This is a genomic window from Vibrio sp. CB1-5, from assembly GCF_059412285.1.
Window position 1 is genome coordinate 1 of sequence record NZ_JBJHPB010000003.1, and the last position, 25,033, is coordinate 25,033.

The 25,033-nt window shown below is 43.5% G+C and carries 20 protein-coding genes and 1 pseudogene; 13 read left to right on the forward strand and 8 right to left on the reverse strand.

The window, feature by feature from the left end; translation table 11 throughout:
- Positions 1 to 106: 106 nt before the first annotated feature.
- On the reverse strand, positions 107 to 256 hold the full coding sequence (locus tag ACJB0T_RS02745) for a hypothetical protein (protein WP_479293080.1): 150 nt from the start codon (positions 254 to 256) through the stop codon (positions 107 to 109).
- A 382-nt stretch (positions 257 to 638) separates the two neighbouring features.
- Between ACJB0T_RS02745 and idi the strand changes: the two genes are divergently transcribed.
- Both idi and glgC (ACJB0T_RS02755) read left to right on the forward strand, forming a co-directional pair.
- Positions 639 to 1,175 carry an isopentenyl-diphosphate Delta-isomerase gene (gene idi / locus ACJB0T_RS02750; RefSeq protein WP_479293078.1) on the forward strand — a complete coding sequence of 179 codons (537 nt, stop codon included), beginning with the start codon at positions 639 to 641 and terminating at the stop codon, positions 1,173 to 1,175.
- Between the two features lie 376 nt (positions 1,176 to 1,551).
- Entirely contained in the window at positions 1,552 to 2,769 is a 1,218-nt protein-coding gene (gene glgC, locus ACJB0T_RS02755) for a glucose-1-phosphate adenylyltransferase (RefSeq protein ID WP_479293076.1), read from the forward strand.
- 196 nt (positions 2,770 to 2,965) lie between these two features.
- Here glgC (ACJB0T_RS02755) and ACJB0T_RS02760 read toward each other — a convergent pair.
- Positions 2,966 to 3,229: pseudogene (locus tag ACJB0T_RS02760) on the reverse strand (glycosyl hydrolase family 18 protein); the annotation flags it as partial.
- Between the two features lie 127 nt (positions 3,230 to 3,356).
- On the opposite strand from ACJB0T_RS02760, the gene ACJB0T_RS02765 reads away from it, so the two are divergent.
- From ACJB0T_RS02765 to ACJB0T_RS02780, 4 genes are all read left to right on the forward strand, one after another.
- A complete protein-coding gene (locus tag ACJB0T_RS02765) occupies positions 3,357 to 3,974 on the forward strand; it encodes a hypothetical protein (protein WP_479293074.1) in 618 nt (205 codons plus the stop codon).
- Positions 3,975 to 4,120: 146 nt separating this feature from the next.
- Positions 4,121 to 5,263 carry an iron-containing alcohol dehydrogenase gene (locus ACJB0T_RS02770; protein WP_479293072.1) on the forward strand — a complete coding sequence of 381 codons (1,143 nt, stop codon included), beginning with the start codon at positions 4,121 to 4,123 and terminating at the stop codon, positions 5,261 to 5,263.
- A 1,123-nt stretch (positions 5,264 to 6,386) separates the two neighbouring features.
- Positions 6,387 to 6,740, forward strand: coding sequence for a TraR/DksA family transcriptional regulator (locus ACJB0T_RS02775; protein ID WP_479293070.1), 354 nt, complete (start codon positions 6,387 to 6,389; stop codon positions 6,738 to 6,740).
- A gap of 57 nt (positions 6,741 to 6,797) precedes the next feature.
- Positions 6,798 to 7,079, forward strand: coding sequence for a hypothetical protein (locus ACJB0T_RS02780; RefSeq protein WP_479293068.1), 282 nt, complete (start codon positions 6,798 to 6,800; stop codon positions 7,077 to 7,079).
- A gap of 993 nt (positions 7,080 to 8,072) precedes the next feature.
- Here the strand turns inward: ACJB0T_RS02780 and ACJB0T_RS02785 are convergent.
- From ACJB0T_RS02785 to ACJB0T_RS02795, 3 genes are all read right to left on the reverse strand, one after another.
- Positions 8,073 to 9,101: an acyltransferase gene (locus tag ACJB0T_RS02785; protein ID WP_479293067.1), complete on the reverse strand. Its 1,029-nt coding sequence runs from the start codon at positions 9,099 to 9,101 to the stop codon at positions 8,073 to 8,075.
- A gap of 297 nt (positions 9,102 to 9,398) precedes the next feature.
- Positions 9,399 to 10,544, reverse strand: a complete 1,146-nt coding sequence (locus tag ACJB0T_RS02790) for an iron-containing alcohol dehydrogenase (protein ID WP_479293065.1) — start codon at positions 10,542 to 10,544, stop codon at positions 9,399 to 9,401.
- Positions 10,545 to 10,669: 125 nt separating this feature from the next.
- The gene (locus ACJB0T_RS02795) at positions 10,670 to 11,023 is read right to left on the reverse strand and encodes a TraR/DksA family transcriptional regulator (protein ID WP_429759666.1); all 354 of its coding nucleotides are present in this window, start codon (positions 11,021 to 11,023) and stop codon (positions 10,670 to 10,672) included.
- Positions 11,024 to 12,094: 1,071 nt separating this feature from the next.
- On the opposite strand from ACJB0T_RS02795, the gene ACJB0T_RS02800 reads away from it, so the two are divergent.
- The 3 genes from ACJB0T_RS02800 to glgC (ACJB0T_RS02810) all read left to right on the forward strand — a co-directional run bounded on the left by ACJB0T_RS02800 (position 12,095) and on the right by glgC (ACJB0T_RS02810) (position 14,124).
- On the forward strand, positions 12,095 to 12,448 hold the full coding sequence (locus ACJB0T_RS02800; RefSeq protein ID WP_479293063.1) for a TraR/DksA family transcriptional regulator: 354 nt from the start codon (positions 12,095 to 12,097) through the stop codon (positions 12,446 to 12,448).
- A gap of 57 nt (positions 12,449 to 12,505) precedes the next feature.
- Complete coding sequence (locus ACJB0T_RS02805; protein ID WP_495292909.1) at positions 12,506 to 12,787, forward strand: hypothetical protein; 282 nt, start codon at positions 12,506 to 12,508, stop codon at positions 12,785 to 12,787.
- Positions 12,788 to 12,867: 80 nt separating this feature from the next.
- Entirely contained in the window at positions 12,868 to 14,124 is a 1,257-nt protein-coding gene (glgC, locus tag ACJB0T_RS02810; protein ID WP_479293059.1) for a glucose-1-phosphate adenylyltransferase, read from the forward strand.
- 1,054 nt (positions 14,125 to 15,178) lie between these two features.
- Here glgC (ACJB0T_RS02810) and ACJB0T_RS02815 read toward each other — a convergent pair.
- Together ACJB0T_RS02815 and ACJB0T_RS02820 are read right to left on the reverse strand one after the other, a co-directional pair.
- Positions 15,179 to 15,706: an opioid growth factor receptor-related protein gene (locus tag ACJB0T_RS02815; protein WP_479293058.1), complete on the reverse strand. Its 528-nt coding sequence runs from the start codon at positions 15,704 to 15,706 to the stop codon at positions 15,179 to 15,181.
- Complete coding sequence (locus ACJB0T_RS02820) at positions 15,696 to 16,292, reverse strand: hypothetical protein (protein WP_479293056.1); 597 nt, start codon at positions 16,290 to 16,292, stop codon at positions 15,696 to 15,698. The genes ACJB0T_RS02815 and ACJB0T_RS02820 overlap by 11 nt, the downstream gene beginning before the upstream one ends.
- Positions 16,293 to 16,845: 553 nt before the next feature.
- Between ACJB0T_RS02820 and ACJB0T_RS02825 the strand changes: the two genes are divergently transcribed.
- From ACJB0T_RS02825 to ACJB0T_RS02835, 3 genes are read left to right on the forward strand one after another with little or no spacing between them, the layout of a single operon-like run.
- The gene (locus ACJB0T_RS02825; RefSeq protein WP_479293055.1) at positions 16,846 to 17,424 is read left to right on the forward strand and encodes a hypothetical protein; all 579 of its coding nucleotides are present in this window, start codon (positions 16,846 to 16,848) and stop codon (positions 17,422 to 17,424) included.
- On the forward strand, positions 17,417 to 19,639 hold the full coding sequence (locus ACJB0T_RS02830; RefSeq protein ID WP_479293053.1) for an integrase: 2,223 nt from the start codon (positions 17,417 to 17,419) through the stop codon (positions 19,637 to 19,639). Before ACJB0T_RS02825 ends, ACJB0T_RS02830 begins: the two co-directional genes overlap by 8 nt.
- Positions 19,632 to 22,628: a tyrosine-type recombinase/integrase gene (locus ACJB0T_RS02835; RefSeq protein WP_479293052.1), complete on the forward strand. Its 2,997-nt coding sequence runs from the start codon at positions 19,632 to 19,634 to the stop codon at positions 22,626 to 22,628. The genes ACJB0T_RS02830 and ACJB0T_RS02835 overlap by 8 nt, the downstream gene beginning before the upstream one ends.
- A gap of 33 nt (positions 22,629 to 22,661) precedes the next feature.
- On the opposite strand, the gene ACJB0T_RS02840 is transcribed toward ACJB0T_RS02835, so the two are convergent.
- The gene (locus ACJB0T_RS02840) at positions 22,662 to 22,820 is read right to left on the reverse strand and encodes a hypothetical protein (RefSeq protein ID WP_479293050.1); all 159 of its coding nucleotides are present in this window, start codon (positions 22,818 to 22,820) and stop codon (positions 22,662 to 22,664) included.
- A 23-nt stretch (positions 22,821 to 22,843) separates the two neighbouring features.
- Between ACJB0T_RS02840 and ACJB0T_RS02845 the strand changes: the two genes are divergently transcribed.
- Positions 22,844 to 24,937: a caspase family protein gene (locus ACJB0T_RS02845; protein WP_479293048.1), complete on the forward strand. Its 2,094-nt coding sequence runs from the start codon at positions 22,844 to 22,846 to the stop codon at positions 24,935 to 24,937.
- Positions 24,938 to 25,033 lie beyond the last annotated feature (96 nt).

Sequence of the window (25,033 nt, forward strand, 5' to 3'; positions counted from 1 at the left end):
ACTCCTATTAGATCAAAGGTCTAGCTTGAAAGCTAGACCTTTGTCAGCAGTCTGACCCCGCTACAAGGTAGCGGGGTTTTGTTAATCTATTTGGCAATTAATAGCTCTATAGAACACGTTCCACTTCACCGGTGGCTAGTTCAAAGCCCTCTTCTTCCTCAACCCAACATTCGACCATCTGACCTTCTATCTCAAGCTTGTCACAGTCTTCGAGAACACCAAATCGTCCATTGGTCAGCATTACGACTACATCCATGTCTTTCTCCTAATTAGTGGGTCACTGCAATTACTACACTAGACACTCTTTCGATCACTATCAACCCTTTAAGACTAAAGTATAATTACCATTATCAACTTTGAGAATTCTGTTCTTACAGAGCCTAAGGCTCTCGAAAAAGCGGGCTGGCACCCAACATATTGGTCAGAAGATATGACGGTAAAAGTATTCGACGTTCAAAAAATGAACCGTAAGTATCGGAGAATATAGGCGATCTTACTGATTTTCTCGCGGCACTTTCAATCTGTGTGATATTTAAATCTTTGATGGTATGATTCGCGCTCACAACAGGAGTTGAGTGAGCTGTTTAACTGGTAGAGCGAACAAAGGATGTCGCAGTTGCCACATTATGAGTGTACCTATGGTTGAAGATCTCGTTGTTGTTCTCGATAAATTTGGAAACCCAATCGGAACCGAAGACAAGTTAGATGCGCACAGAATGGGCTTCCGTCACCTAGCCTTTTCCGTCATGTTGTATCGCTATCACAATGGTGAACTTGAGTTCCTAATGCAGAAACGTGCGGCCAACAAGTATCATAGTGGTGGACTTTGGAGCAACACCTGCTGCTCTCACCCTAGACCCGACGAGGACATCATTCATGCCTCAAAGCGCCGCTTAGAAGAAGAGCTTGGCATCCGAGACTCGCTATCTCTGAGCGATATTGGCACTATTAGCTATCTTGCGAAATTCGATAATGGCCTTACTGAGAACGAGTTGGACCATATCGTCATCGCGCAGTGCAGCGATGTCTCGTTAGAAGTGAATCCTCGAGAAGCAGAAGCGTGTGAATGGCAATCACTCAATTCAATTGAACAATCGATGATCGCCTACCCACAAAACTACACCGCTTGGTTCAAACTTGTGCTAACTAAGATCACCGCTCACCTCAACAGCTAATCACAGCGTACATCCTGTCTAGGCAATCGACACTCACTCGCTTTAGTGTCGATCAACCTTATCAATTTACAATGTAAAACATCGATACCATTACCTCTCAAGAGAGTTACCATACAGCTTTAACTCTACATAATTGCAAATCGCTGCTCATCATGCACTAACCTTGGTTTACATCCTGTTTTGCACCAAGTTGAAACATCAAGCATTTCTAAGCACAACAAACGTGCACTCACTCATACTCCATCCCTATTTTGGTGCAATCTCACCGCTAACAGCGATGCGCTTCATTGATATTCAACATGTTAGCCTCTGGCGTGGTTCTTGAAAGGTATGTGACTAGACCTACTCTAATTGCACAATTTCAGGGAGAAATAAGATGCAAGACGTTCTTACTATCGTCCTAGCGGGCGGCATGGGCTCTCGGTTAAGCCCCCTAACCGATGACAGAGCCAAGCCAGCGGTTCCTTTTGGCGGAAAATATCGAATCATAGACTTCACGCTAACCAATTGCTTGCACTCAGGCCTTCGTCAAATATTGGTGCTGACTCAATATAAGTCCCACTCGTTACACAAGCATATCCGTGATGGCTGGTCTATTTTCAACCCTGAGCTGAGAGAATACATTACCGTTGTTCCCCCGCAGATGAGAAAAGGTGGTGCTTGGTACGAAGGTACTGCCGACGCGATTTATCACAATATGTGGTTGCTTTCACGAAGTGAAGCTAAGCATGTAGTGGTTTTATCTGGGGACCATATCTATCGAATGGACTATGAAGCTATGGTACAAGAACACAAGGAAAGCGGTGCAAAGCTTACTGTGGCATGTATGGACGTCCCTCGTGAAGAAGCAACAGCCTTTGGTGTGATGGCGACAAACGAGTTAAAGCAAGTGACGGACTTTCACGAGAAGCCTAGCGATCCTGCATCCATGCCGAGCGATCCTGATCGCTCTCTGGTTTCGATGGGAATCTACGTGTTTGAAATGGAAGCACTGCAACAAGCTCTCGAGCTCGATGCGGAGCTCGACAGTTCAAGTCACGATTTCGGTAAAGACATTATTCCTAAGCTTATCGACTCACAAGGCGTCTATGCCTACAACTTTGGCGACGACAAAGGTCGCGTTGCTCGCGATTGCTACTGGCGTGATGTAGGCACTATCGATTCCTTTTATGAAGCAAACATGGACTTACTCGAGCCAGTACCTCCTATGAACCTGTACCAAGAAAATTGGGGGATTCGAACCTATGAGCCACAATTGCCGCCAGCACGCACCGTTCCGTCAGCAACGGGCAATGAAGGTATTTTCATCAACTCAATTATCGCCAATGGCGTAGTGAACTCTGGCGGCTCTGTGCACCATTCTATTTTGTCACCCAATGTTCATATCAATGATGGCGCAACGATTGCCGACAGTATTTTGTTTGGCGATGTCACTGTGGGTGAAGGCTGTCAGCTAGTCAACTGTATCGTGGATAAACACGTTAATATCCCTGATGGTACTGTGATAGGTGTAAACCCTGCAGAAGATGCTAGACGCTTTCACATCTCTGAAAAAGGCATTGTGGTAATACCCGAAGGATATATCTTTGAGTAGTGACTGCTCTTTTTCATATGCTTAATTTACCAATGAAACCGAAGTATCTAGTTAGTAGAATAGCTTCTCCGAGATATTGAACAGAGTAGACAGCGAAAGCCGCTTCCCCGAGCGGCTTTCTTTATCTTTGATGATTGGTTAGGAAGAGGGCTCTACCCCACAAACCATTATGACCTACATGATCGTTCCACGCTCAGTGCAAGTCGTAGGTCATGACGTTCACATAATCGAGTTACTGGTTCACGGACATGGTTTCCATACCACGTAGAAGATAGCCTGATGAAGACGCCGCGATAGTCAACATGTAATGGACACCATCTTATGCACTGGCAGCATCAAGCTTTTCACGCAACACCTTCATTAGGACTTCGTACGACTTCCATAAGTGGGGTCGTCTGGATTCGGCGAATGCTTTGTCATCTGGATTCCCAGCGCCCGACATGAACGTTGGGTATTCGTAGCGTTTCTTTCTGGTCAGAAATTCTGTTTTCATGAGAGCATTTAAGCAAATCTGATTTTGTCGATCTCTTTTTAACAGAATCATCCTATAATGCTTTTATTACAGTCGGTTACATAGGATGGAAACCATGAAGTTAAAATCGATTTTGGCGGGGGCTATCGCTGCTAGCTTACTCGTAGGATGTGGCGCTAACACGACTCAAGGTGCTGCAGAAGGTGCCGCGGCAGGCGCCGTATCAGCGGGTATGTTAGGGGCGTTGACAGACCTCATTGTCGATGGTGAAGTAAATACTTACCGCTTAAGCCGCAATGTCACTGCGGGTGCTTTGGCTGGTGGTGCAGCGGGCGCTGTGGATGGCTATGCAAAAGATCAACAAGCGGAAGCAACGCAAGCGAAACAAAATACTACACCACCAGCTCCGGCGAAACCGGCGCTTGAGTTTGGGCCAGATGTAGAAGGCTCAGTAACGGCACTGATTGCTTGTCAGCATGATGATGCTTATCGATCGGCTCTAAGAGCTGAGCAGGCTTCACAACAGTCCTACAAAGAAGCCGGTGTTGCTATGCAAGCACTCATCGACTACGACCGTAGCAACACGGAAGGCGTTGATAGAGCGGTTAGCAAATACGTCAAACTCAGCTCAAGCATGAGTGATGTAGACCAAGCAAAAACGCAATTAGAAGCCCTACACAAAGAGCTTCAACAAGAGCGCCAAATCGCAGGTTCCGCTCCAAATTGCGGTTAGTCTAACCGCAATTCCCCGCTCCAATCGCCCTATCTCAATCAGGCTTCCCCTTGAAGCCTGATCTATTTACCCTAAATATAAGTAACAGCAATCTAATAACTGAGCGTAAATTCACTAAGCTTGACCACAAAGTAAAAGGCAAAATCATGAAATTCAGCTACGTAAACCCTACTGTCATTCATTTTGGCCAAGGTCAGATTGAGCAAATCACCAACAGCATCCCAAAAGATTCAAAAGTCCTCATCGTCTTCGGTGGTGGCTCCATCAAAAAGAATGGCGTCTATGATCAAGTCACAACCGCACTAAGTAGCCATGATTGGCTTGAGTTCTCGGGCGTAGAAGCCAACCCGACGAAAGAAACACTCGACAAGGCCATTGAGATAGTCAAAACAGAGAACGTTACCTACCTTCTCGCTGTCGGCGGAGGCAGTGTCATTGACGGCACCAAGTACATTGCTGCTGCTTCTTTGCACGATGGAGACAGTTGGGACCTGATCACCGGCGCGTACAAGCCAGAATCTGCGATTCCACTTGGCGTAGTGCTCACGCTGCCTGCGACAGGTTCTGAATCTAATATGGGCGCTGTTGTAACCAAGAAATCGACACAAGAGAAACTTGGGTTCCTGTCTCCAACAGTAAGACCAACGTTCGCGGTATTGGATCCAGACGCAATGAAAACCCTGCCAGAACGTCAGCTCATCAACGGTCTGGTTGACGCTTGGGTGCATGTCTGCGAACAGTACATCACTTCACCTACCCGTCACATGGTTCAAGAAGGCTATGCCGAAGTGCTGCTTCGTAACCTACTCGAACTTGGCGATAAGTTTGAACAACGCGATGACGCTTGGCGAGCCAATTTGATGTGGACAGCGAACCAAGCACTCAACGGTCTTATTGGAACGGGCATGCCGCAAGACTGGGCAACACATATGATTGGCCACCAGCTCACTGCGCTTTGGCATGTGGATCATGCACGCTCGCTTGCCATTGTTCAGCCCTCACTACTGCGCAGCCAAATGGAGTTCAAGAAAGAAAAAATCGAACAGATGGGCCGAAATGTCTTTGGTTTAACCTCTAGTGATGATCTGGCCGAGCGCACTGTCGACGCAATCGAAGCTTTCTACATCAAGTTGAACGTCGATACCTGCCTATCTGAGGTTCAGGGCGACAAGTCTGAAGCAGTAGATGCTGTGATTAAGAAGCTTGAAGACAATGGTTATCTTAAGCTTGGAGAAAACCAAGCTATCACCATCGATGTGTCGCGTCATATTCTGGAAAATGCGCTGTAGATGAACCAGTTGGTAATTTTATAGCGAGATTTCGGCAACAAAGCCCTATCCCGTGCTCCTTGAAGTTGCCTACACATAAACTAAAGTTAAGAAAGGTAATCGGTAGCTCGCCGTTAATGAGTATGGCTTAGCGATGGGAACTCGCCTCAGTGAATACGTGTTCCCCTTGATGTATTCACTGCTCTTTCCGGTTTTACTTGCAATCTATCAACTCGTTGAAGCAAACGTTTAATTGAAAGTTATCCACTAAATTTGTGTACAAAATTCGGTCAAAACCAACAACCTAGACTATTATGATTTTCTTCTAGGATATCTCTTAAAATTCAATAAGCTAAATTCAAAACTTACAGAAAAATGAAAAGACCGCATAATGAAAATGCACATTTTTCATACACCAGTTGTTAATTTCTCTTACTTGAACCCATTTAACGACAAACAGTTCCATTTAGTAAGTTTCACTCTATAGCGAAAATGTTGACAACTTGGTTTCAAACCTCTCACCAATGCATTAAATTCAAAATATTGGGCGGACAAATTACTGGTAACATAAACAAGATGACCATAGCCTACATGTCAACATATTGTCAGCAAAGCTTGTAAGCGATCGTCCATAACAATGGACATAATGCATCTGGATTCATGGCCAAACCTACTTGGCCATACAGATAACCCTCTGTTTTATCGTTCCATCAATCCTTCTATTGCTCAATTAAATCAATCTTTACTTACCGTTAACACACATTTCATTTCCTGAGCACGTAAAATATCCCTCATCGACGGGGCTAGTCGAGTCACAAGGAGTGCCTATAGAGATAGGCATGGTTTTGAGGATTGGAAAACCAGGACGGAATCATAAGGACACCGCGTATGGATGGCGATTTGACCTGATAAGGATACTTCAACACCAAGGAATGATTATGGACACCGCTAGGACAGCGATTGGAGCCAGAAGCTGGACGATAACAGCCCGCTCATTAAGGATGATTTGCATTGAGCAACATAAGTAGCATGGGGGCTACTGCGTCAATTTAGGCCCCGATGATGGTTTTACCTCTCGGGGCTACTTTATTTTGACAAAAAGCTTTTTACGAACAAAAAGCAAACAGGCCAAGGAAAACAACACATGGATTTGAATCACATTCTAGCTCGTATTCAAGAAGAGCTTACTCATACTCTAGCGAGTATCGACGATACCCGCACACAATTAAGCCAATCCGCCGTTCAATCAAGCGATTGCTGCGATACGGCCGACCAATTACAACACCATTACCAACTCAACACGATTATGGGTCGTTTGAATACACGCGCAAATGCATTAACCCTCGCTAAAGCAAAAGTGTCTTTGAATGATTATGGGTATTGTCAAGCATGTGGTGACGACATCGAACCGGCTCGCTTAGCCTTTGATGTCACGTGTACACACTGCATTAGTTGTCAATCCAAAAAAGAAATGAACCAGCACCTTTATGCTCAATAAGATTGATATATTAGCAGTAGGACTCGCCTTTTTAGTGCTTTGAATATTAAGGAAAATATGATGAACGTCACTTCTCATTCATTTAACGATTGGTATAGCCTCACCGGACAACGAATGGTCGACTGGGATATGAATGGACTGTCTTTAAAAGAAGCAGAAGCCTACTTAATGGAATATTTCAGTGACTTCCCTGCGGCGGGTGTTGAAGTAGGAAAATACATTGCAGAAAACTGGACCAGCCGTCGAGTTAAAATGTTAAACCCAAGAGCAAGACAAATACTGATACAGGTCTGTAATGACTACGAGCTTGTTCTCATTGAAGGACACATGACTAGATAACATATTGCCTCGCTGTCACCATGAAAATGGCAAACGACCACTTATGCCTTGATGTTCTCTGCACATAAACTAAAGTTAAGAAAGGTAGTCGGTAGCTCGCCGTTAATGAGTATGGCTTAGCGATGGGAACTCGCCTCAGTGAATACGTGTTCCCCTTGATGTATTCACTGCTCTTTTGCTGTTTTGCTTGCAACCGATCAACTCAGTGAAGCAAACGGTTTATTACAAGTTATCCACCCTACGTCTACCGCTCATCAGTCCCTATAAAATTAGGGCAAGTTCACAATAATAAGTTCATGACTTTGTAAACCTGTAAACAAATATCGAAACAGAGCATTGATTAGTTCTTGTACTTCATAGGTTTACCATACACACTCGAAAACACAGCCAGAAAGCATTCACTGTGCAAATATTAGACTTAAGAACATTTCCAAACGGTATTTGAAGTCTCTGACAAACATGTATATATTTCGCGCAAACGTTCTCCTAATACTACAACAACGTCTTTCAGGCTTATTACATGAATCATTCAACATTCGCTCTTCTTAAAAATACCACTCGCGGAAAAATAAAAAATATCGAAAGGATCCCACCTTGCAGTAAAGAGTCGTTACTCGATGCCGTCGACAATGTGACAGATCTAGACGACATCATCGTGATCAATCAGGCAATAAAAAAACTAATTGCACACGAGCAAGCTTCAATACCAAATTCAAGAAAGGAAGTAAGATACTGACAAATCGGTCATTAAAACATTTTCGTGACTTATATAGACCAATTCCTATCAGAAAATATCTTGGATGAAGAACAGCGAGAATAAGAACGAAAGTAGACTGATTCTCCAACGAAAACGCCCTTTGCTGTTGTCAGCAAAGGGCGTTTTTATTGCAAAACCAACTCAATCACTTGTATACCAGCAGGTAGATATCTTTGCAAACCACATAGTTCATACAAACATCATAGCGTCATAATGACTCTTTCCAATAATAGAGTTTAACGCTTTACCATAAACGATAACGGCGTTCGCTCGAGTAAACAGACAAGGCTATAGGACAACGCTAATGTCCCAACCAATACAACAATGTCCTTTGACAACCCATTCAGACCTAAAATCCCACATACATTAAACATGACGATAATCACAAGAAGATGCACTACATAGAGTGACAATATTCGATTTGAGATTTTAGATACAAAAGGATAATTACCCCAATTTGGATTAGCCAGCAACCATAAAAAGCAGCCAACCGCCCACGGTACGGTACCGGCCAGATAATCGTTCAAACTAAACTCATAGCCTAGCTGATGTAAAACGCTAGCCTCGAAAAAGTGAACCATTAAACCAACTAACATTACCTTGATCGCATCTCGCGAGTTTAGCTTTATATTGAGACGTCTTATCTCACAACCAAGGCTGACCAACAGCAGACTAAAAAATGGACCATTTCTTGTAAACACTGGTGCTTCATGGCCACTCATTACTTGATAGCTCCCCCCCAACAAACCATACAAGTATAATAAAGAAGCAAACACCAAAATCCATTGAACATTTTTGAAGCTAACGGCAAACGCAATGATATAAACTGCCATCACCAAAGCAGGCAAGAACCATAAATGGACCAGCCCTCCCTCTAGGATTGAATTCAGAGGGTTAATCATTAATGAATCCCAATATCCCTGCCTCTCGGTGAGATAGCCTTGTTCCATCACTGTGCCCAAGTTAAAAGGCATCACCAGTGAAATAACCGACCATATCAACCACAAGCGTATCAAAGGTATAGAATATTGAGATGCAGTTTCAAAAGGCTTTGAATACAGTTTCGGCTGTATAAGATAACCAGACATCAAGAAAAAGAGCGGTACAGCAAAACGAGCGAGTTGATTTCCGATGTAACCTAGCCAAGGCTCCCCGGCAGTACCAACTTCAATACTCATAAGAAATTGACCGTGAATCAAGACTACTGCTAAAAACGCTATTAGCCTAGCCATCTCAATACTTGCTATTTTTCTTGTTTTACTCATATTTACCACTACTAAAAATAATACAGGCTACTTTCCACTCATAAAAATAGTCAAATACGTCATCGATACGCCCCAGGCCAGTACAACCACACTCTGGTCGTACCCATAGGTTTGATGGGTGGATAGGACTAAGAGCTAAGCGCCGTTGACTTCGATACATATACTCACCACACTTCCTTATATGGAAAGATGTAATTGAGGTCTTAATGTAAATGATATTTTTATACCTTTCATACTTGATGTAGCGTATTGGCTGCATCAAGCATGAAAGAGATCTTACCTAGAGCTTTCGGGGTGCTATAGCGCCGCTTCAAATATCTCTTTAATCTGTTTCTTCGAGGCTTGCCTAGGATTAGTCATGCAACAAACATCTTCCAGAGTTTTTGAAGCCAACATTTCTATGTCATTCCCATCCACGCCTAAGTCACTCAACTTTGCTGGAATACCTGTACGCTGCGCCAACTCAGCCATCGCATCTGCTGCTAACAAACTGGCTTGTTCAATATCAACGCCATCGATATCTTTTCCCATAGCCTTAGCAATTTCTGCAAACTTTGTTGGATTTGCAGGAGCATTGAAGCGCTGTACGTGCGGCAAAAGTATAGCGTTGCATACGCCATGTGGCAGGTGGTAGGTAGCGCCGACTTGGTGAGCCATTGCATGAACATAACCTAAAAGAGCATTATTGAAAGCTACCCCTGCCATAAATTGGGCATAAGCCATTTGCTCTCTTGCTTCAATGTCATTCCCATTATCAACACATTTAGGTAAATACGTTGCAATCATTTCAATCGCTTTTAACGCAACAGTGTCCGTTATTGGGTTCGCCGCCACTGATACATAAGCTTCGACAGCATGAGTTAATGCGTCCATCCCTGTTGCTGCTGTCAACGAAGCAGGCATCGCTAGCATCAATTGAGGGTCATTAACTGAAATTAATGGCGTTACTTTCTGATCTATAATCGCCATTTTCTTTCCCCTTACAGGATCAGTAATGACACAGAACATTGTCATCTCAGACGCCGTTCCTGCGGTCGTATTAATCGAAATTAAAGGCATTGCTGGTTTTGAAGCAATATTCAATCCTTCATAATCACGGATGCTTCCACCGTTTGTCGCCACCAAGGCAATGCCCTTTGCGCAATCATGTGGCGAACCACCACCAATTGACACAATTAAATCACTGCGATGTTTAGATAACTCATCCAACCCTTGTTCTACGTTATTAATCGTTGGATCCGGCTGAGTTCCATCAAAGACATGAAACTCAATATCCCTTTTCTCAAGTTCACACGTTACTTTCTTGACCAGACCAACTTCACTTAATACTGAGTCAGTGACTATTAGCACTTTTTTAAACTCCTGGTTCTTAATGATATCCATCGCTTGAACTAGGCAATCCCTACCAATTAAATTAGTAGATGGTAAAATTATGGCGCTCATTTTTATATTCCTTTTAAAGTATGAAAGATAATATCAGATCGTATTTATTAGATTATAATAATTATATAATGGGCTGAATGTCTTTGTTGTCACCTGACATCTCGCCTAATATTAACGGACTAATGCTAGTCTACGTATAGATGACTTTTTTTCTCGATAATGCCCTGACAAGTCACACAACAACGGCAAGTAACGTCAAATTGCAACCGAGCTAACTCAACGGCTTCTCCACAATTTTGACAAAGCCCAAAATCATAGTTGTCGATACTAATAAGTGTTTGCTCAAGCGCAGATAGACGAGTGACTAAACGTCTCATCCTTTGTTCAATACCGGCTTGCTGTTGTGCTATGCCCGCAACATCGCATGAATCAGTGACTCGTTCCGTTACGGCACTTAATAGTGCTTTGGATGTTGAGAGGTCTTGCGTAACTTGCGCTAACTCAGAGCAAGTAATATTTTTGGCTGTAGTGAAGTCCATTCATCATTTCCATATAATAAATTGGTAAAAGAAGTATCTTGCTCGGGCATCTTGCCCATTGGTGTACAAGTAATAGAACGAAAAAATGCTTGTCCTTTGATACCGCAACATAATAAAAGGAGAAGAGTTAGAATAAATGACATAAAAATGTAAAAAACGGAACAAAATACCGCCAACAATGAACATACCTATAACTATTAGTAAGTTAGTAATTTTTAGCTTACAAAAAACAATACTCAACCGCTGAAAAACCACTCCAAATGTAAGCTTTATCTCACAAGCCTTAGGGTAAATATCTCACTTTGCAGTTACAGTACTGTATCGCATCATACAAAAAACAAATAGCAATCACGCCAACTAGTGGTCTGCGAAATCATTCATTCCCCCCCCCCAGAAAAAAGAAGCCTGTGGCTGCTTCGTGGCTGATCAATGAGACTTACATTAATGTCAAAGGTCAGCGGAAGTATTATTACCGAACCGTTAATCAGTAGGGTAATATCATTAACTCAACTCGGTGTTAAGCCTTGTTCCTATACATTGAATTCAAATCATTGGGTGTGTGAATTATGGCTAACATAAATAAGTTGCTTATAGTCTCAATGTCAGCATAGTGTCAGCAAAACTTGTAAGAGATCGTCCATAGCGATGGACATAATGCATCTGGATTCATCGCCAAACCTACTTGCCCATACACATAACCCTTTGTTTTATTGTTCCACCAACCCGTACATTGCTCTGTTAAATCATTCTTTACCTAGCGTTAACACCCATTTCAATTCCTGAGCACGTAAAATATCTCTCATCGACGGGGCGTCGAGTTAAAAGGAATGCCTTTAGGGACGGATATGGTTTTTGAGGACAGAAAAACCAGAACGGAATCATAAGACAACGCTAGGACAGCGAATGGAGCCAGGAGCTGGACGATAACAGCCCGCTCATTAAGGATGATTTGCATTGAGCAACATAAGTAGCATGGGGGCTACTGCGTCAATTTAGATCCGATGATGGTTTTACTTCTCGGGCTACTTTATTTTGACAAATAGCTTTTTGCGCATAAAAGGAAAACAACACATGGATTTGAATCACATTCAAGCTCGTATTCAAGAACAGCTTAGTCTTACTCTAGCGAGTATCGACGATACCCGAACACAATTAAGCCAATCCGCCGTTCAATCAAGCGATTGCTGCGATACGGCTGACCAATTGCAACACCACTACCAACTCAACACGATTATGGGCCGTTTGAATGCACGCGCAAATGCATTAACTCTCGCTAAAGCAAAAGTATCTTTGAATGATTACGGGTATTGTCAGGCATGTGGTGACGACATCGAACCGGCTCGCTTAGCCTTTGATGTCACGTGTACACACTGCATTAGTTGTCAATCAAAAAAAGAAATGAACCAACACCTTTATGCTCAATAAGATTGATATATTGGCAGTAGGACTCTGCCTTTTTAGTGCTTTGAATATTAGGAAAATATGATGAACGCCACTTCTCATTCATTTAACGATTGGTATAGCCTCACCGGGCAAAGAATGGTGGACTGGGATAAGAATGGACTGTCTTTAAAAGAAGCAGAGGCCTACTTAATGGAATTTTTCAGTGACTTCCCTGCGGCGGGTGTTGAAGTAGGAAAATACATTGCAGAAAACTGGACCAGCCGTCGAGTTAAAATGTTAAACCCAAGGGCAAGACAAATACTGATACAGGTCTGTAATGATTACGAGCTTGTTATCAATGAAGGCCACATTGCTAGATAACGTATTGCCCTGGGGTCTCCCCCCCATATTGTTATTGATACACTGCTCCGACTCTCCCTCACTAATTTAATGGATTGAAAATGAATAAAGGAAATAACTACTCTCACATTTCGAGTAACGCACGATTGAGAAATACGACGGCCATGATACTGGCCGGAGGTAAAGGGACAAGACTTAAAGGATTAACGTCAAGTGTCGCTAAACCGGCAGTATCATTTGGTGGCAAATTTAAAATTGTTGATTTTGCCCTATCGAACTGTATTAATTCTGGTATTCGTCGAGTTGGTGTTCTAACTCAATATATGGCACACGATCTCATTAGCCACATCCAATTTGGGTGGCAGTCAAGCTACTCCGCTTTAGGAGAAGGTGTACACATTATCCCTGCACAACAGCGAGTTGGAGAAAGTTGGTATAGAGGAACGGCAGATGCCATCTATCAGAACTTAGATTTATTGAAGCGCCAAGAATCAACAGAGCGCGTGCTTATCTTAGGTGGCGATCACATCTATAAAATGGATTACTCTCGAATGGTTAACTTTCATGTCGAAAGTGGTGCAGATGTCACCGTAGCCTGTATTGAGAAGCCAATAGAGCAAGCATCCGAATTTGGGGTGATGGGACTCAACTCTGAGGCTGACATCATTAATTTTGTCGAAAAGCCGACTAACCCTACGCCCACGCCTAATGACCCCTCTAAAGCTCTTATCTCAATGGGGATCTACATTTTCAATATTGATGTACTAGATTGCGAGCTAAAACAAGCGCTTGAAAGCCCAGAATACAAACATGATTTTGGCCACAATATCATCCCTAGCTTAATTGGCAGGGCAAAAATTAAGGGCTATGTTTTCGCCGATAAGGGACATCCTGGTGGTAACGGTTATTGGAGAGACGTAGGTAACCTTGAAGAATACTATGCCGCTACCATGGACCTACTTTCACCAACACCAGAGTTGAATCTTTATGATCAACAGTGGCCAATCATGACCAACCAAGTCCAACGTCCAGGTGTTAAATTTCTATTTAATGACGCAGAACGTCAAGGTAGTGCCGTCGACTCTGTGGCATGTGCTGGTGCCATAATTTCAGGCGCATCTATCGTTCGGTCATTAGTCTCTTCTGACGTCTACATTGATGAAAAAACAATAGTGGAAGACTCTATTCTCTTACCTGCATCCCATATCGGAAAGAATTGTAAATTAAACAAAGTCATTGTTGGTGAAGGCTGTGTTATCCCTGACGGGAGTGTTATTGGTTACGACAGAGAAGAAGATCAAAAGCACTACACCGTATCTGAAACTGGTATTGTGCTGGTGACATCAGAAATGCTCTAACGTACGACAGGAAAAACATTGAACAGTGCAGTTCCGAGTTCTACGATTGTATGAGGTAAAGGTAGCTCGCCATTAATGAGTAAGGCTTAGCGATGGGAACTCGCCTCAGTGAATACTTGTTCCCCTTGATGTATTCACTCCTCTTTCCTGTTTTGCTTGCATTCTGTCAACTCTATGAAGCAAACGTTTTATTACAAGTTATCCACTAAAAATGTGTAGCAAATTCAACCAAAGCCAGCAACATCGTTCAATCGAGATACTGACAAAATAACTCTTTAAATTCAATAGGATAAAGTCTAAACCTGCGAATTAATGCACAGACTGCATAATGCGCGTGCGCATTTTTCATACACCAACTGCTAATTTCTGTCACTTGCCTCCATTTAGCTATGAACAGATTCATTTAATAAATTTTACTCTATAGCGAAAATATTGACAATTTCTTGTCCCAGCGGACATTGTGTACCGCCCACGTCTACCGCTCATCAATCCCAATAAAACTAGCGCGAGTTCACAATAATAGACTCATTACTTAGCCAGCCTGTTAATAAATATCGAAACAGAGAGCTGATTAGTTCTTGTACTTCATAGGGTTAACATTCACACTCGAAAACACGAGCAGGAAACATTCACAGCAAAAAATGAGAGACTCAAATACATTCCCAAGCAGTATTTGAAGTACCTGGAAAACATATATATTTCGCGCAAACGTTCTCCTAATACTACAATGTCTTTCAGGCTTATTACATGAATCATTCAGCATTCGATCTTCTTAAAAATACCACTCGCGGAAAAATAAAAAATATCGAAAGGATCCCACCTTGCAGTAAAGAGTCGTTGCTCGATGCCGTCGACAATGTGACAGTTCTAGACGACATCATTGTTATCAATCAGGCAATAAAAAAACTAATTGCACACGAGCAAGCTTCAATACCAAGTTCAAGCAAGGAAATAAGATACTGATAAATAAGTCATTAAAAACACATTCTTGGCATATATAGACTGCGGTGACCAAGTCAAATTGGCCGCTGCTTCACAACTTCTTTAACTCTCTTCATGAATCCGAATTAAGGTCATCCCCAGCCTTCAACCAATAATCTATTGACTCATCACTAACCTCTCCATACTCTTTCGCGACCTTAATCACAGCCTGTTGAAATTGGTAGCTAAGCTCGTGTTGTCCGCAAAGCGCAAGGCTTCTGATGATTCGTGAAATACGAAGGTGGTTATGTCCACCCCGTTTCAACCAGATATGATCGCGGATATTTAACTGAGCGGTAGGAACGATTTCACCCTCTTGCCATTGCAAACCAAAAAAGCGGAGCAACAAATCTAAAGATTTTTGCTGCGCTTGCTGAAGTGCTTCCGACTCAAAAAATGCAGCTCTGTCATCAGTGGTTAAAACAGGCGCATGTCGGTTGAACTTGGTTTGGGTATCGATAGGAAATAGCCATTGGATATACTTGTGATCATGCTCAAGCCAAAAACTAGTATAGTCCCATATCTCGTTAATGAATCGCCCTTGGTGATCGGTACCTTTTCCGAGTTGAAAGGCGATTAATGCGGACTGTTCAATCTTCATAAGTGACATCCAAAAGTCGAAAATCAGGGTCGGTTACATAATTACCTTCAAGGAGGGGATAAACGGCCTTATAGGTTACCGCAGCGCGCTCAGGATCTGGTGGTACTAACCTCAACTGATAGCTGCAAATAGCGCTGAAGCAATGCATCTTAAAGGCTTGATAATAACCTTGGTATTGTGTGCTTTCGCTAAACCTAAACATTCGCTTTCGGTTAAAGCCTTTTTCAAAGCCAGCCAAGTCTGGAAGGAAATACTCTGCACTTTCCATCGGGACATAGTAGTTTTCACCATCTTCAGAAACGTGTTGATAGTCAGTCACTAACACACGTTCAGGTACCAATGTCCATGGAAGTTCAACCGACAAAAAGAAGATACCTTGCTGTTCAATTTGCTGTTGAAGAAAGTGATGCATTTCTGAGCCATCAACAGCGAGACTAACCACTTCTCTATCTTGTTCGATAACCAATTTCTCAGTTAATGTAATGCGAGCCAGGTGATACGGATATGGCTCTACCTCCGCCTTAGCGGGTAAAGAGCACAGTAATAGTTGCGCCAAACCTAAAAGGCCAATTAACAAGCGTTTCATATTTTTATTTTCAAGCAAATGTGACGACACCTTTCGAGTAAAAAAGCCGGAAGCTTAAGCATTGTGGATGACCCACTAGTTCTTTAAAGAAGCGTAGGTTCGGATAAGTATTGTTAATAGTGAGCTGACAACTTGACCATTTAAAATCAATTAACACCATTTTTACTACAAAAGTATCATGGTCTAGATTTGGTTTCAAAATGGTCTCAACCGCAGATAGAACGGTTCAAACTTGTGGAGTTGGGGCTTTGATCGCTTGATTTATAGAACGATTAAACACTTGAAATTAAGGGTTATTTTAGCAGTATGCTTAGGAAGCAAAGATTGGAGCGTGCAGCGGGAATCGAACCCGCATCATCAGCTTGGAAGCATTATACCCACTCAATTTTTTACTGTCGAATAATTAAAATCAAAAGCTATTTCAGATAGTTACCGTTGCATACCCTACCAAATCTCGATCTCATTTTTCACCATTTTTGATCGATTTTTTTAACTTTGAGTCGCAAACAATGTACACTTATTGTACATTTTGTGACTTAAACGAGCGTTTGAAATGTCTCATATTTTATCAAATCGTTCAAAAAATCGATTAGAATTTTCGATTCATAGTGCTGCCCTACCCGCCTTTTCGTTCTTTCATACTCGGCAGTTTTGGGTGGATAAAGCGGTTATGCAGCCGTCGTCTTTAGATGAGATTAATGTCGGTCTCACGCTTCAGGCCGTACGCATATCAAACAACAAAATCGCCATTATCTCCGGATTTGAATCGTTCAGTTTTTCATTAACAACACTGAAGCTCGTCGACTGCGAAGTACTTATTCACGATGAGATGAGTGATGTTGAAGTCGAGAAAAGAGCTTGGTTGGCCGTGTTACGCACCATGCTTTCCTCAATCGACAACAAATCAGCAGAAGACTTTCGTCGAGCACTTAATCAACAGGCGCCAAACACAATCATTAAATCTCTTTTTGATAAGAATAAATTGAGCCAAAAACAGCTCTCCGTCATGACACACTCTTCGAGAAGTTCTCTCGCTCAGCAAAACGCAAAAGCGCAAACCCTACAAACTCCCCCCGATGAAGAACCTTCCATTTTTGAGCAGCTGTTACGGGAGAAAAAACGAGATGTTTGAAGGTGTAAAAGAGCGGTTTAAACACAAGAATATCGAGCGTTTTCTAAAGCAGCTCTTCCCATTCGACGAGAGTCACAATGCCCTTATCGCAACTGAAGTCATTCGGCTATGTGCCGTCATCAGAGAAGAATACCGAGACGAGTTTTCTGAAATCCCCTTTCTTGTTTCAGAAGCCCAAAGAGTACAACGCCCGCCAGCTTCGGCAAATTTGCACGACATAGTCATCTCAATTTCGAATAATAAGAACCTCGGTGTCCATTATCTACCTGCTTTCTTGTCATCCAATCTTTTGCTTACTTCCTATGACCGCAACAAGTTCGACCAATATAAAGCGCTGACTTTTTTATCCGTGGCGCGCCTTTCATTTATCGGTACGCATCAATCCAAAATCAAAGACATCTGTAATGACGTGAGGTTATTTGCCAATGGTAAACGAGAAACAATGGCCGCTTACTTACCAGACATTGAACAGCTCAATTTTCACCAGCTTGTAAAAGCGTTTCAAACTCTTGTTGATGACGAGAATGATAATCGTCCCCCGAATCAAGTGGTCGACAAACTTAATCACTATCGCCGACCCTACGAGTCCACTTTAAACTACTCGGACGGCTACACTCGTAATGTTACTAGTAGTGAATTCAAAAAAAGTGGTCGCCTTGAGCAAGGTGAACTCAAAACACTCGATGACGATGGTGAAGAAGGGTTATTTGAGCTAACACAGTTCAACGAAGGCCCCAAATCAACGAGTCATAGCTGGCAAAAAGAAGACCACCACGGTGAGAGCAGTCGAACGACAAGTATAGTCAGCAGCTATACCCACACTCAGCCGAGCTATGCAGCTGGGGCATTGCATGCTCGCGCCATTCAAGCTCGTATTGAAAAGAGAGACATGAGTCTTGCTTGCGATATAGACAGTGCGACTATTTATGAAATAGGTGCCTTGGTTCGCTATTGCATGGAACAAATCAGCACCAATTCAAACACTTTGATGGCAGCCAAGTTACTGCTTGTTATGCTATTTAGCGGCAGTACCTACACCCAAGCAAAAAAGCTGAAAAGTAAACGCTCCTCGCGCCGAAAGCTCGTAGGCTTTTGCCGAAAGCACAGGCTGCCTTCTCAAAAACAGCGTACTGAGCTCCTGCCTCTTCTGACAAAAACCACGGAAGAGTTTTGGTTGCCTTTACCGCTGATTGTCTGTCATGGGTTGAGCAGCCTTTCTTTCAGAGATGTGGAAGAAGCGGAACTGAAAGGATTGCTCAGTTACATTAACAAACGGCATGATACACATCTAACACTGAGAAAAGTAACATCTTATCTTAAACAGAAGCTGTCGCATGAAAATGTTGACTCGACCATTATTGCTTTGCTGACATGTGAGATAATTAACACCACACCTGCTGTGTTTTACCTCCAGCTTTCTCATGGATACCTACTTCAAACATACAACCGTTACTTGGACTTCCTATCACACTTAACCCTAGCTCCCTCCGCGTTCACTCTGTTCGATGAAATTCCCAGTCCTTTATCACTTGGTTCACCCTTGTATATTGAAACGGACGTTTTGTCTTCATTGTTTGCCCACCTTCAGTCAAAGCTGAACTCAAAGCAGCCAAAGGATGAATGCTTCCATAACGACATCACGATTTACACTCAGCTTATTCTTGCGATAGCATCTGGCTATCGTCCCGTCACCGGTTGGTTTGGAAAAATCACGCACTTATCACTGCAAACAGGCGACTATTGGATTTCTGACAAAGAGTCCGGTATTGGTGATAATAGCCGCGTCATCAAGCTTCCAGACATCACGATTAAAATCCTCGACAACTATTTGAGCTATTGCAAGCGACGAGTATTACAGCTCGCCAACACTCAACCAGAGCTATCACTCGAGTATCAACGTTTACTCACAGGGGAGACTCATCTCTTTTTCTACTTAAGAGAAAGTCAGTATGAGCCTTGTACACCATCAAACTACACATTTTTCATTGACTCAGTCTTCCCTCTCCAAGCTAACTGGGCAAGACATCACGCTCGGTCACTATTAACGGCAAAGGGCGTTGACACCTCAGTCATTAACGCCTGGATGGGACACATGAATCAATCTAAACGCAGTTTTCACGAGTTTAGCACTCTCACCCGCCAACATATGGTGACGATCTCAAACATCCTTAACGAACACCTGTTAGATATTGGCGTGGAGGCCACCTATGACTGAGATTGGTGTCGAAGCTCGCCGTAAAAATCGACTGAACCAGATAGAGCGAGTCAATCAAAAAGCACAGCAAGTATTTGAGAAATATTTCCCGAACCCAGCCATAGTGCCGAAGCCAGAACGTTTTTATAAAGACTGGGCGAAGTTCATCGATGACATCACCCACATATTTGGGCGAATTGGCGATTACCGACGTGCCTTTAACATCGGTGTAAAAAACGTCCTCAGTTATCAAAAACTCTATAACTGGAAGGTCAGCCCTCCAAGTTACATTGTCACCAAAAAGTCACCTAAACCACTGCGCACGCTCGATTGGATGCAGAATGCTTGGAAAGGCTATGAATTCTATCAACATTGGTACTTCGGTGAGCTACTGAAGTCCCCCGCTCAATCCAAAGAACAAGCTTTTCGGAATCTCATCCTTTCGCTCATCTATCATAGCGGCCAAGCGAATCCTGATGTTGTAGACGCCTTCCAACGATTAATTGCTAGCTCAAACGTCACAGTGCATCATTGGAATCAGTCGCCTTTTATTAGCGTAACCATAGACTCTGAACGGTTTAACACCAATGTTGATGTCGCGAGAAAGAAAGTCACCCAATTTCATTGCTACCTTCACCCTATTACACTTGGCTTACTGCGTTTATGGAAACGGTGGCAGCGCCATAATTGGCAGGCGCCTAGAGATAGAGGCGAGTTGGGCACCATATTGACAAGAAATCAATGCGACCTGACTTTCAGTCAACTTTGCAAATCCTCGGTCTACGTGGCAGAAAACCAATCTGATTTAGCCATCAGCCAGGCGCTCATTGAATACCAAGTGAGCAAAACAAAGTCTTACGGTCTTCCGCCGAGCAATCTTGCTCGCTTGATTCACCCAATGGTCTATCCATTAACGGATATCGACGTTACCTCCGCTTCGGCTTCCTCAGATTCTGAGTTAAGCGCAAAGAATGCGAAACCAATATCACAACACCTTGAACTCTTTGACAAACTAAAAGCTTGTTTGCGCCCCAAAGGAACCCTCAAACCAGTGAGCAAAGCAACACTCAAGCAAAGCCTGGAAACGTTAATAGCGGAAATATCGAGTGAAGAAGCAATAAACCAACGCTTACTCATCCAGTGGTATCGCCATAAGCTAGACTCTTGCAGTGTCGGCACCTTAAAAGCGTACCATTCGAGCCTAACACGCAAATGGCTGTACCTCAGCGAAAGATATCAATTGAATTCACTCAACAGTGAAGAATTAGAACAAATCTACAAGCAAACCATCGACAGCCACACGACAGACAAGTCAAAGAAGTACTTTGCAGGCCGACTCAAAGACTTACACGCTTTTGCTGTGGAAGCTAATGTGCTTACGCCTATTTCGAGTGACTATTTACACACTGACCCTACGCAAGCCCATACTCGCGCCGCATTTGTCGATGAAGCACTATTCACAGGTCTACTTAACGGTATTTCTTCTACTGAGGGGCTAAATGAAGCCGATAAACTGTGCCTTCAATCAATGTGTATCCTCTCCTATCGATGTGGCCTAAGACTCAATGAATTGGTCAAGTTACGAATCAAAGACATTGAACCTTCCAGAATTGGCTGGCTCTCCGTTCGAGATAATCACCTTGGTCAAAACAAAACCGCCGCGAGTTTACGGAAAGTACCGCTTTACCCAATATTGCTTGAGCACGAAACCAAAATCATCAACGACTATTACCATATCAAGCAGGAACAACAACTTGGACAAAAACACCCCTTCTTTTCGCTTGGTGCCGACGCAAAGCTTCCAGTCAATAGCTTTCGAGTGTCTATGCTTGTTGGGGAACTGCTCAAGTCCCTTTCCCAATTGAACTATTTTGTATTTCACCACCTTCGCCACAGCTGCTTAAGCAGGCTGCAACTTATCTTGGAAGTCGATGACTTAAGATCACTACCCCAACAATTATCCCCATACGATAGAAGCCAGCTCGAGAAAATCAAAGGCATTGTGTTTGGACGATCAGCCATGAACGGCTACGATGCCATCGCCGCTATGGCGGGTCATGAGTCGCCACGGATGACATTTGAGCATTATTTCCATTTTTCTGATTGGATCGTTGCTCAAAAACTGAAAGAGATCGACTTTTCACTTCCTCAAGGCGCAATGAGCCAAGTGGGCTTATTGCCTCAAAGGGTCCCACTTGAGAAAAGACTCAAACGATATGTCCTGCCCTACTTGATGAAAACGCTCGCTATTCAAGAGCTATCAACCAGCATAGACAATGGTATTGTTCCCACGCTCCATATTGAAGAGGATAAAGAACTCAGTTCCATTCCGGTTTGCCAAAGTGCTCTAGAGCGTTACCAACAAGGCTTTAGCCGTGAAGATATTTGTACGAGGCTAAGAATCAGCGAGACAACATTAGACAAGTGGATTAGCAATGCCAAACACATCAAAACATTCTCCACGGAGTCGGCTGGTCAGCAATACTCCCGCCATTTTTCTAATGCCCGTTCGACGAAACTTCTGCCCTCTGCACTCAAAACTTCCATTGAAATCAAAACGCAGAATCAGTACATAAAAGATTTAAAAGAACACTACCTGCATCACCATGTAGCTATCGTCGATGCCATTAAGTACGCCCTCAACCACGCCAGTGTTTCTCGCTCAGGTATCCATTTCAACTCACCAGTTGAGTTGAAAAAATTTCTAAAGACCACCCACTTATTTATCCCTAAATCTCACTGGCGCGCGGCAACGCAGTACCTCGATAGCAGCATTAAAAAACCGGAATGGCTCGATGCCCTCAAAGGTATTAAAACGTACAAGGAGAGGAAGCCCTCAGGTCGTAGTAAAAAAGCACAAGGGGCAGTTAGGTTAGAGCTAGCGCACCCTGGTTCACGAATGAACAACCAGTCAAAAACTAAGCGATCATCGCCACTTTTGCTACATTTGTTCCATATGATGGGCATTATGATGATGAACCTAAATGGTGGGGATGAATCGACCTCCTAAAAGGAACACCTATTTAAGATGCTAGGTCTCCACTTAATGCTTAACATCACTATTGAAAGCAAAGAGATCAACCACGTTATCTGGGATGGTCGCTTTTTCTTGTGACGTTTCATTCGTCATCGACGCCGCGACCATTTCCATTTGTGCTTGGATTTCCGCTATTTCTGCTTCATCTTGAATACTATCTATCATTTGAAAACTGTTGGGGGAAATAAATGGACACTAACACCCTTAAAATCTATCAACGAATTCTCGCTTCTGCGGTACTCATAATGGCGTTCACCTTACCTGCACAGGCGGCTAAGTATGCCATTCTAGTTGGGGTAGCCGATTACGAAAACCTCCCACCGGATCTACAACTCGATGGCCCGGTAAATGACGCTGAAATCGTCACCTCTGTGCTACTTCAAAGGGGGTTCGCTGAAGACAATATCCTGCAGCTGATAACCCATGACGGCTATACCCAACCAACGCGTAAAAATATTCTGGCGGCGTTAACTCATGTCTCAGACAAGGCGAGCTCCGGAGATTTTATCTACCTACATTTTGCGGGACACGGCAGCCGACAGCCCGCGAAAAAAGCAAGCAATGATGAAGCCGATGGGCTCGACGAGATCTTCTTACCTTCCGATGCTAACAAATGGGATGCATATATTGGCTCGGTAAAAAACGCCATTATTGACGACGAGATTGCCCTCTTTATCGATAAAATTCGTGGTAACGGTGCAGACGTTTGGTTGGTGTTTGACAGTTGCCACTCTGGCACCATGACACGTGGTGCCGCCACACCTGAAGTTAAATATCGTCGAATCGGCAACAACGTGCTAGGTATCCCAGATTCCAACAGAACTCCAGATATACAACACCGGGGGAACAACGAAAGAAGTGATACACGGACCGATTTTAGCCAGTGGAATCAGGCTAATCATTTTCAGGAAGGTACGCTTCAAGGTAAACTACAAGGCTCAGAAGGCAAGGGAGCGACAAACCGAGGTGCATTGATTGCCTTTTCTGCTGCTCAAAGCACTCAAACCACACCAGAAATGAAATTGCCACGATATGAAGAGAGCCGTCGCTACCACGGCCTGTTTACTTACGCCTTAATGGAAGTGCTTAGTAACAACGGTCAAATTAGCTATCAACAGCTGGCTCAAAAAGTACTTGCCCGCTACGAAACCCTGCCATGGCGCAATACTACCCCTCTCTTTAGCGCCTCAGACATGAATAGCCCAGTCTTTGGGGAAAAAGGGGGGCATACCCACCAGTTCACCGCCAAATTAGAAGGCAACATACTCGCTATTCAGGGCGGTAAACTCGCCATGTTGACATCCGGCTCCCAAGTAGCGCTGTTTGGGGATGCTACAGCCACGGATGATCAAAAACTGGCGTCGTTGGAAATCCAGAGCGCGACAGCCGTCAAAAGTTATGCCTCCATAACAGGCCTAGAAACCAAAACGTGGCCAAAACCGCTGTACGTCCGGCTGATCAAACCGGCCATTAATGACACCCTAAAAGTTGCTTGGATCCCTGCGAAAGGCACTAGTGAGGCCAAGAACCAACGTATGCAGAAAGCCTTAGCTCAGGCAGCTAAAGAAGAGGCTCTACTAGAGTTCGTCAGCCCGGAAGCCGCGACCATTGTTACCACTCAGTTTGAAGAACGCCTTTGGTTTTTAAAAGCCGATCAATCTTTACCGTGTGAATACCAGGAACTGTCGAAGAAGTCTTACCAAACGTGCGTCGACGTCAGACCACAACAACCTCTATTGAATGTGCACGAGCCACACGTCCCCACGCAGTATGTCTCGGTATTGAAAAACAACCTGGTCAAAATCGCCAACGTTGAGCGCTTGCTGTATAGCAACCGTTATTTGAATGGCGTGGAAAAAAATCTTGAGGTCAACTTCCAAATTGAACGTGATGGACAAGTACAAGACATGCCTGTCAACGTCACGCCAGTGCTTCAGGAAAACGATATTATTCTCTTTAATGTCAAAGGACTCAGTCGCACCTCACAAGACGTCAGCATCCTATTTGTCGACAGCCAGTATGGCATTACCCAGCTCTACCCTGCACCGGGAGAACCCAACAGGCTGCACAAAAACGAAGCTCTCTCGTTCAACTGGACAGTAACGGTCGATACCGTTGGACGCGAACATTTGCTGATCAGCAGCCAGCCTGGAAGAGGAGTCAATCAAGACCTTTCTCACTTGGAACAGGCGCCATTACAAATGAGCAGCAGAGGCCTAGGCAGCGGAAGACCACCCGAGACGGGAGGCGTGAAACTTTTCTCTTGGAACGTCACCCATTAGCTATGGAAGAGTCAGCCACAGCAACCATGTAGCTGACTCTTCGGCGATCATATTTAACAATAACTCATAGAAACCGTGTTTAAAAAGAGCACGTCA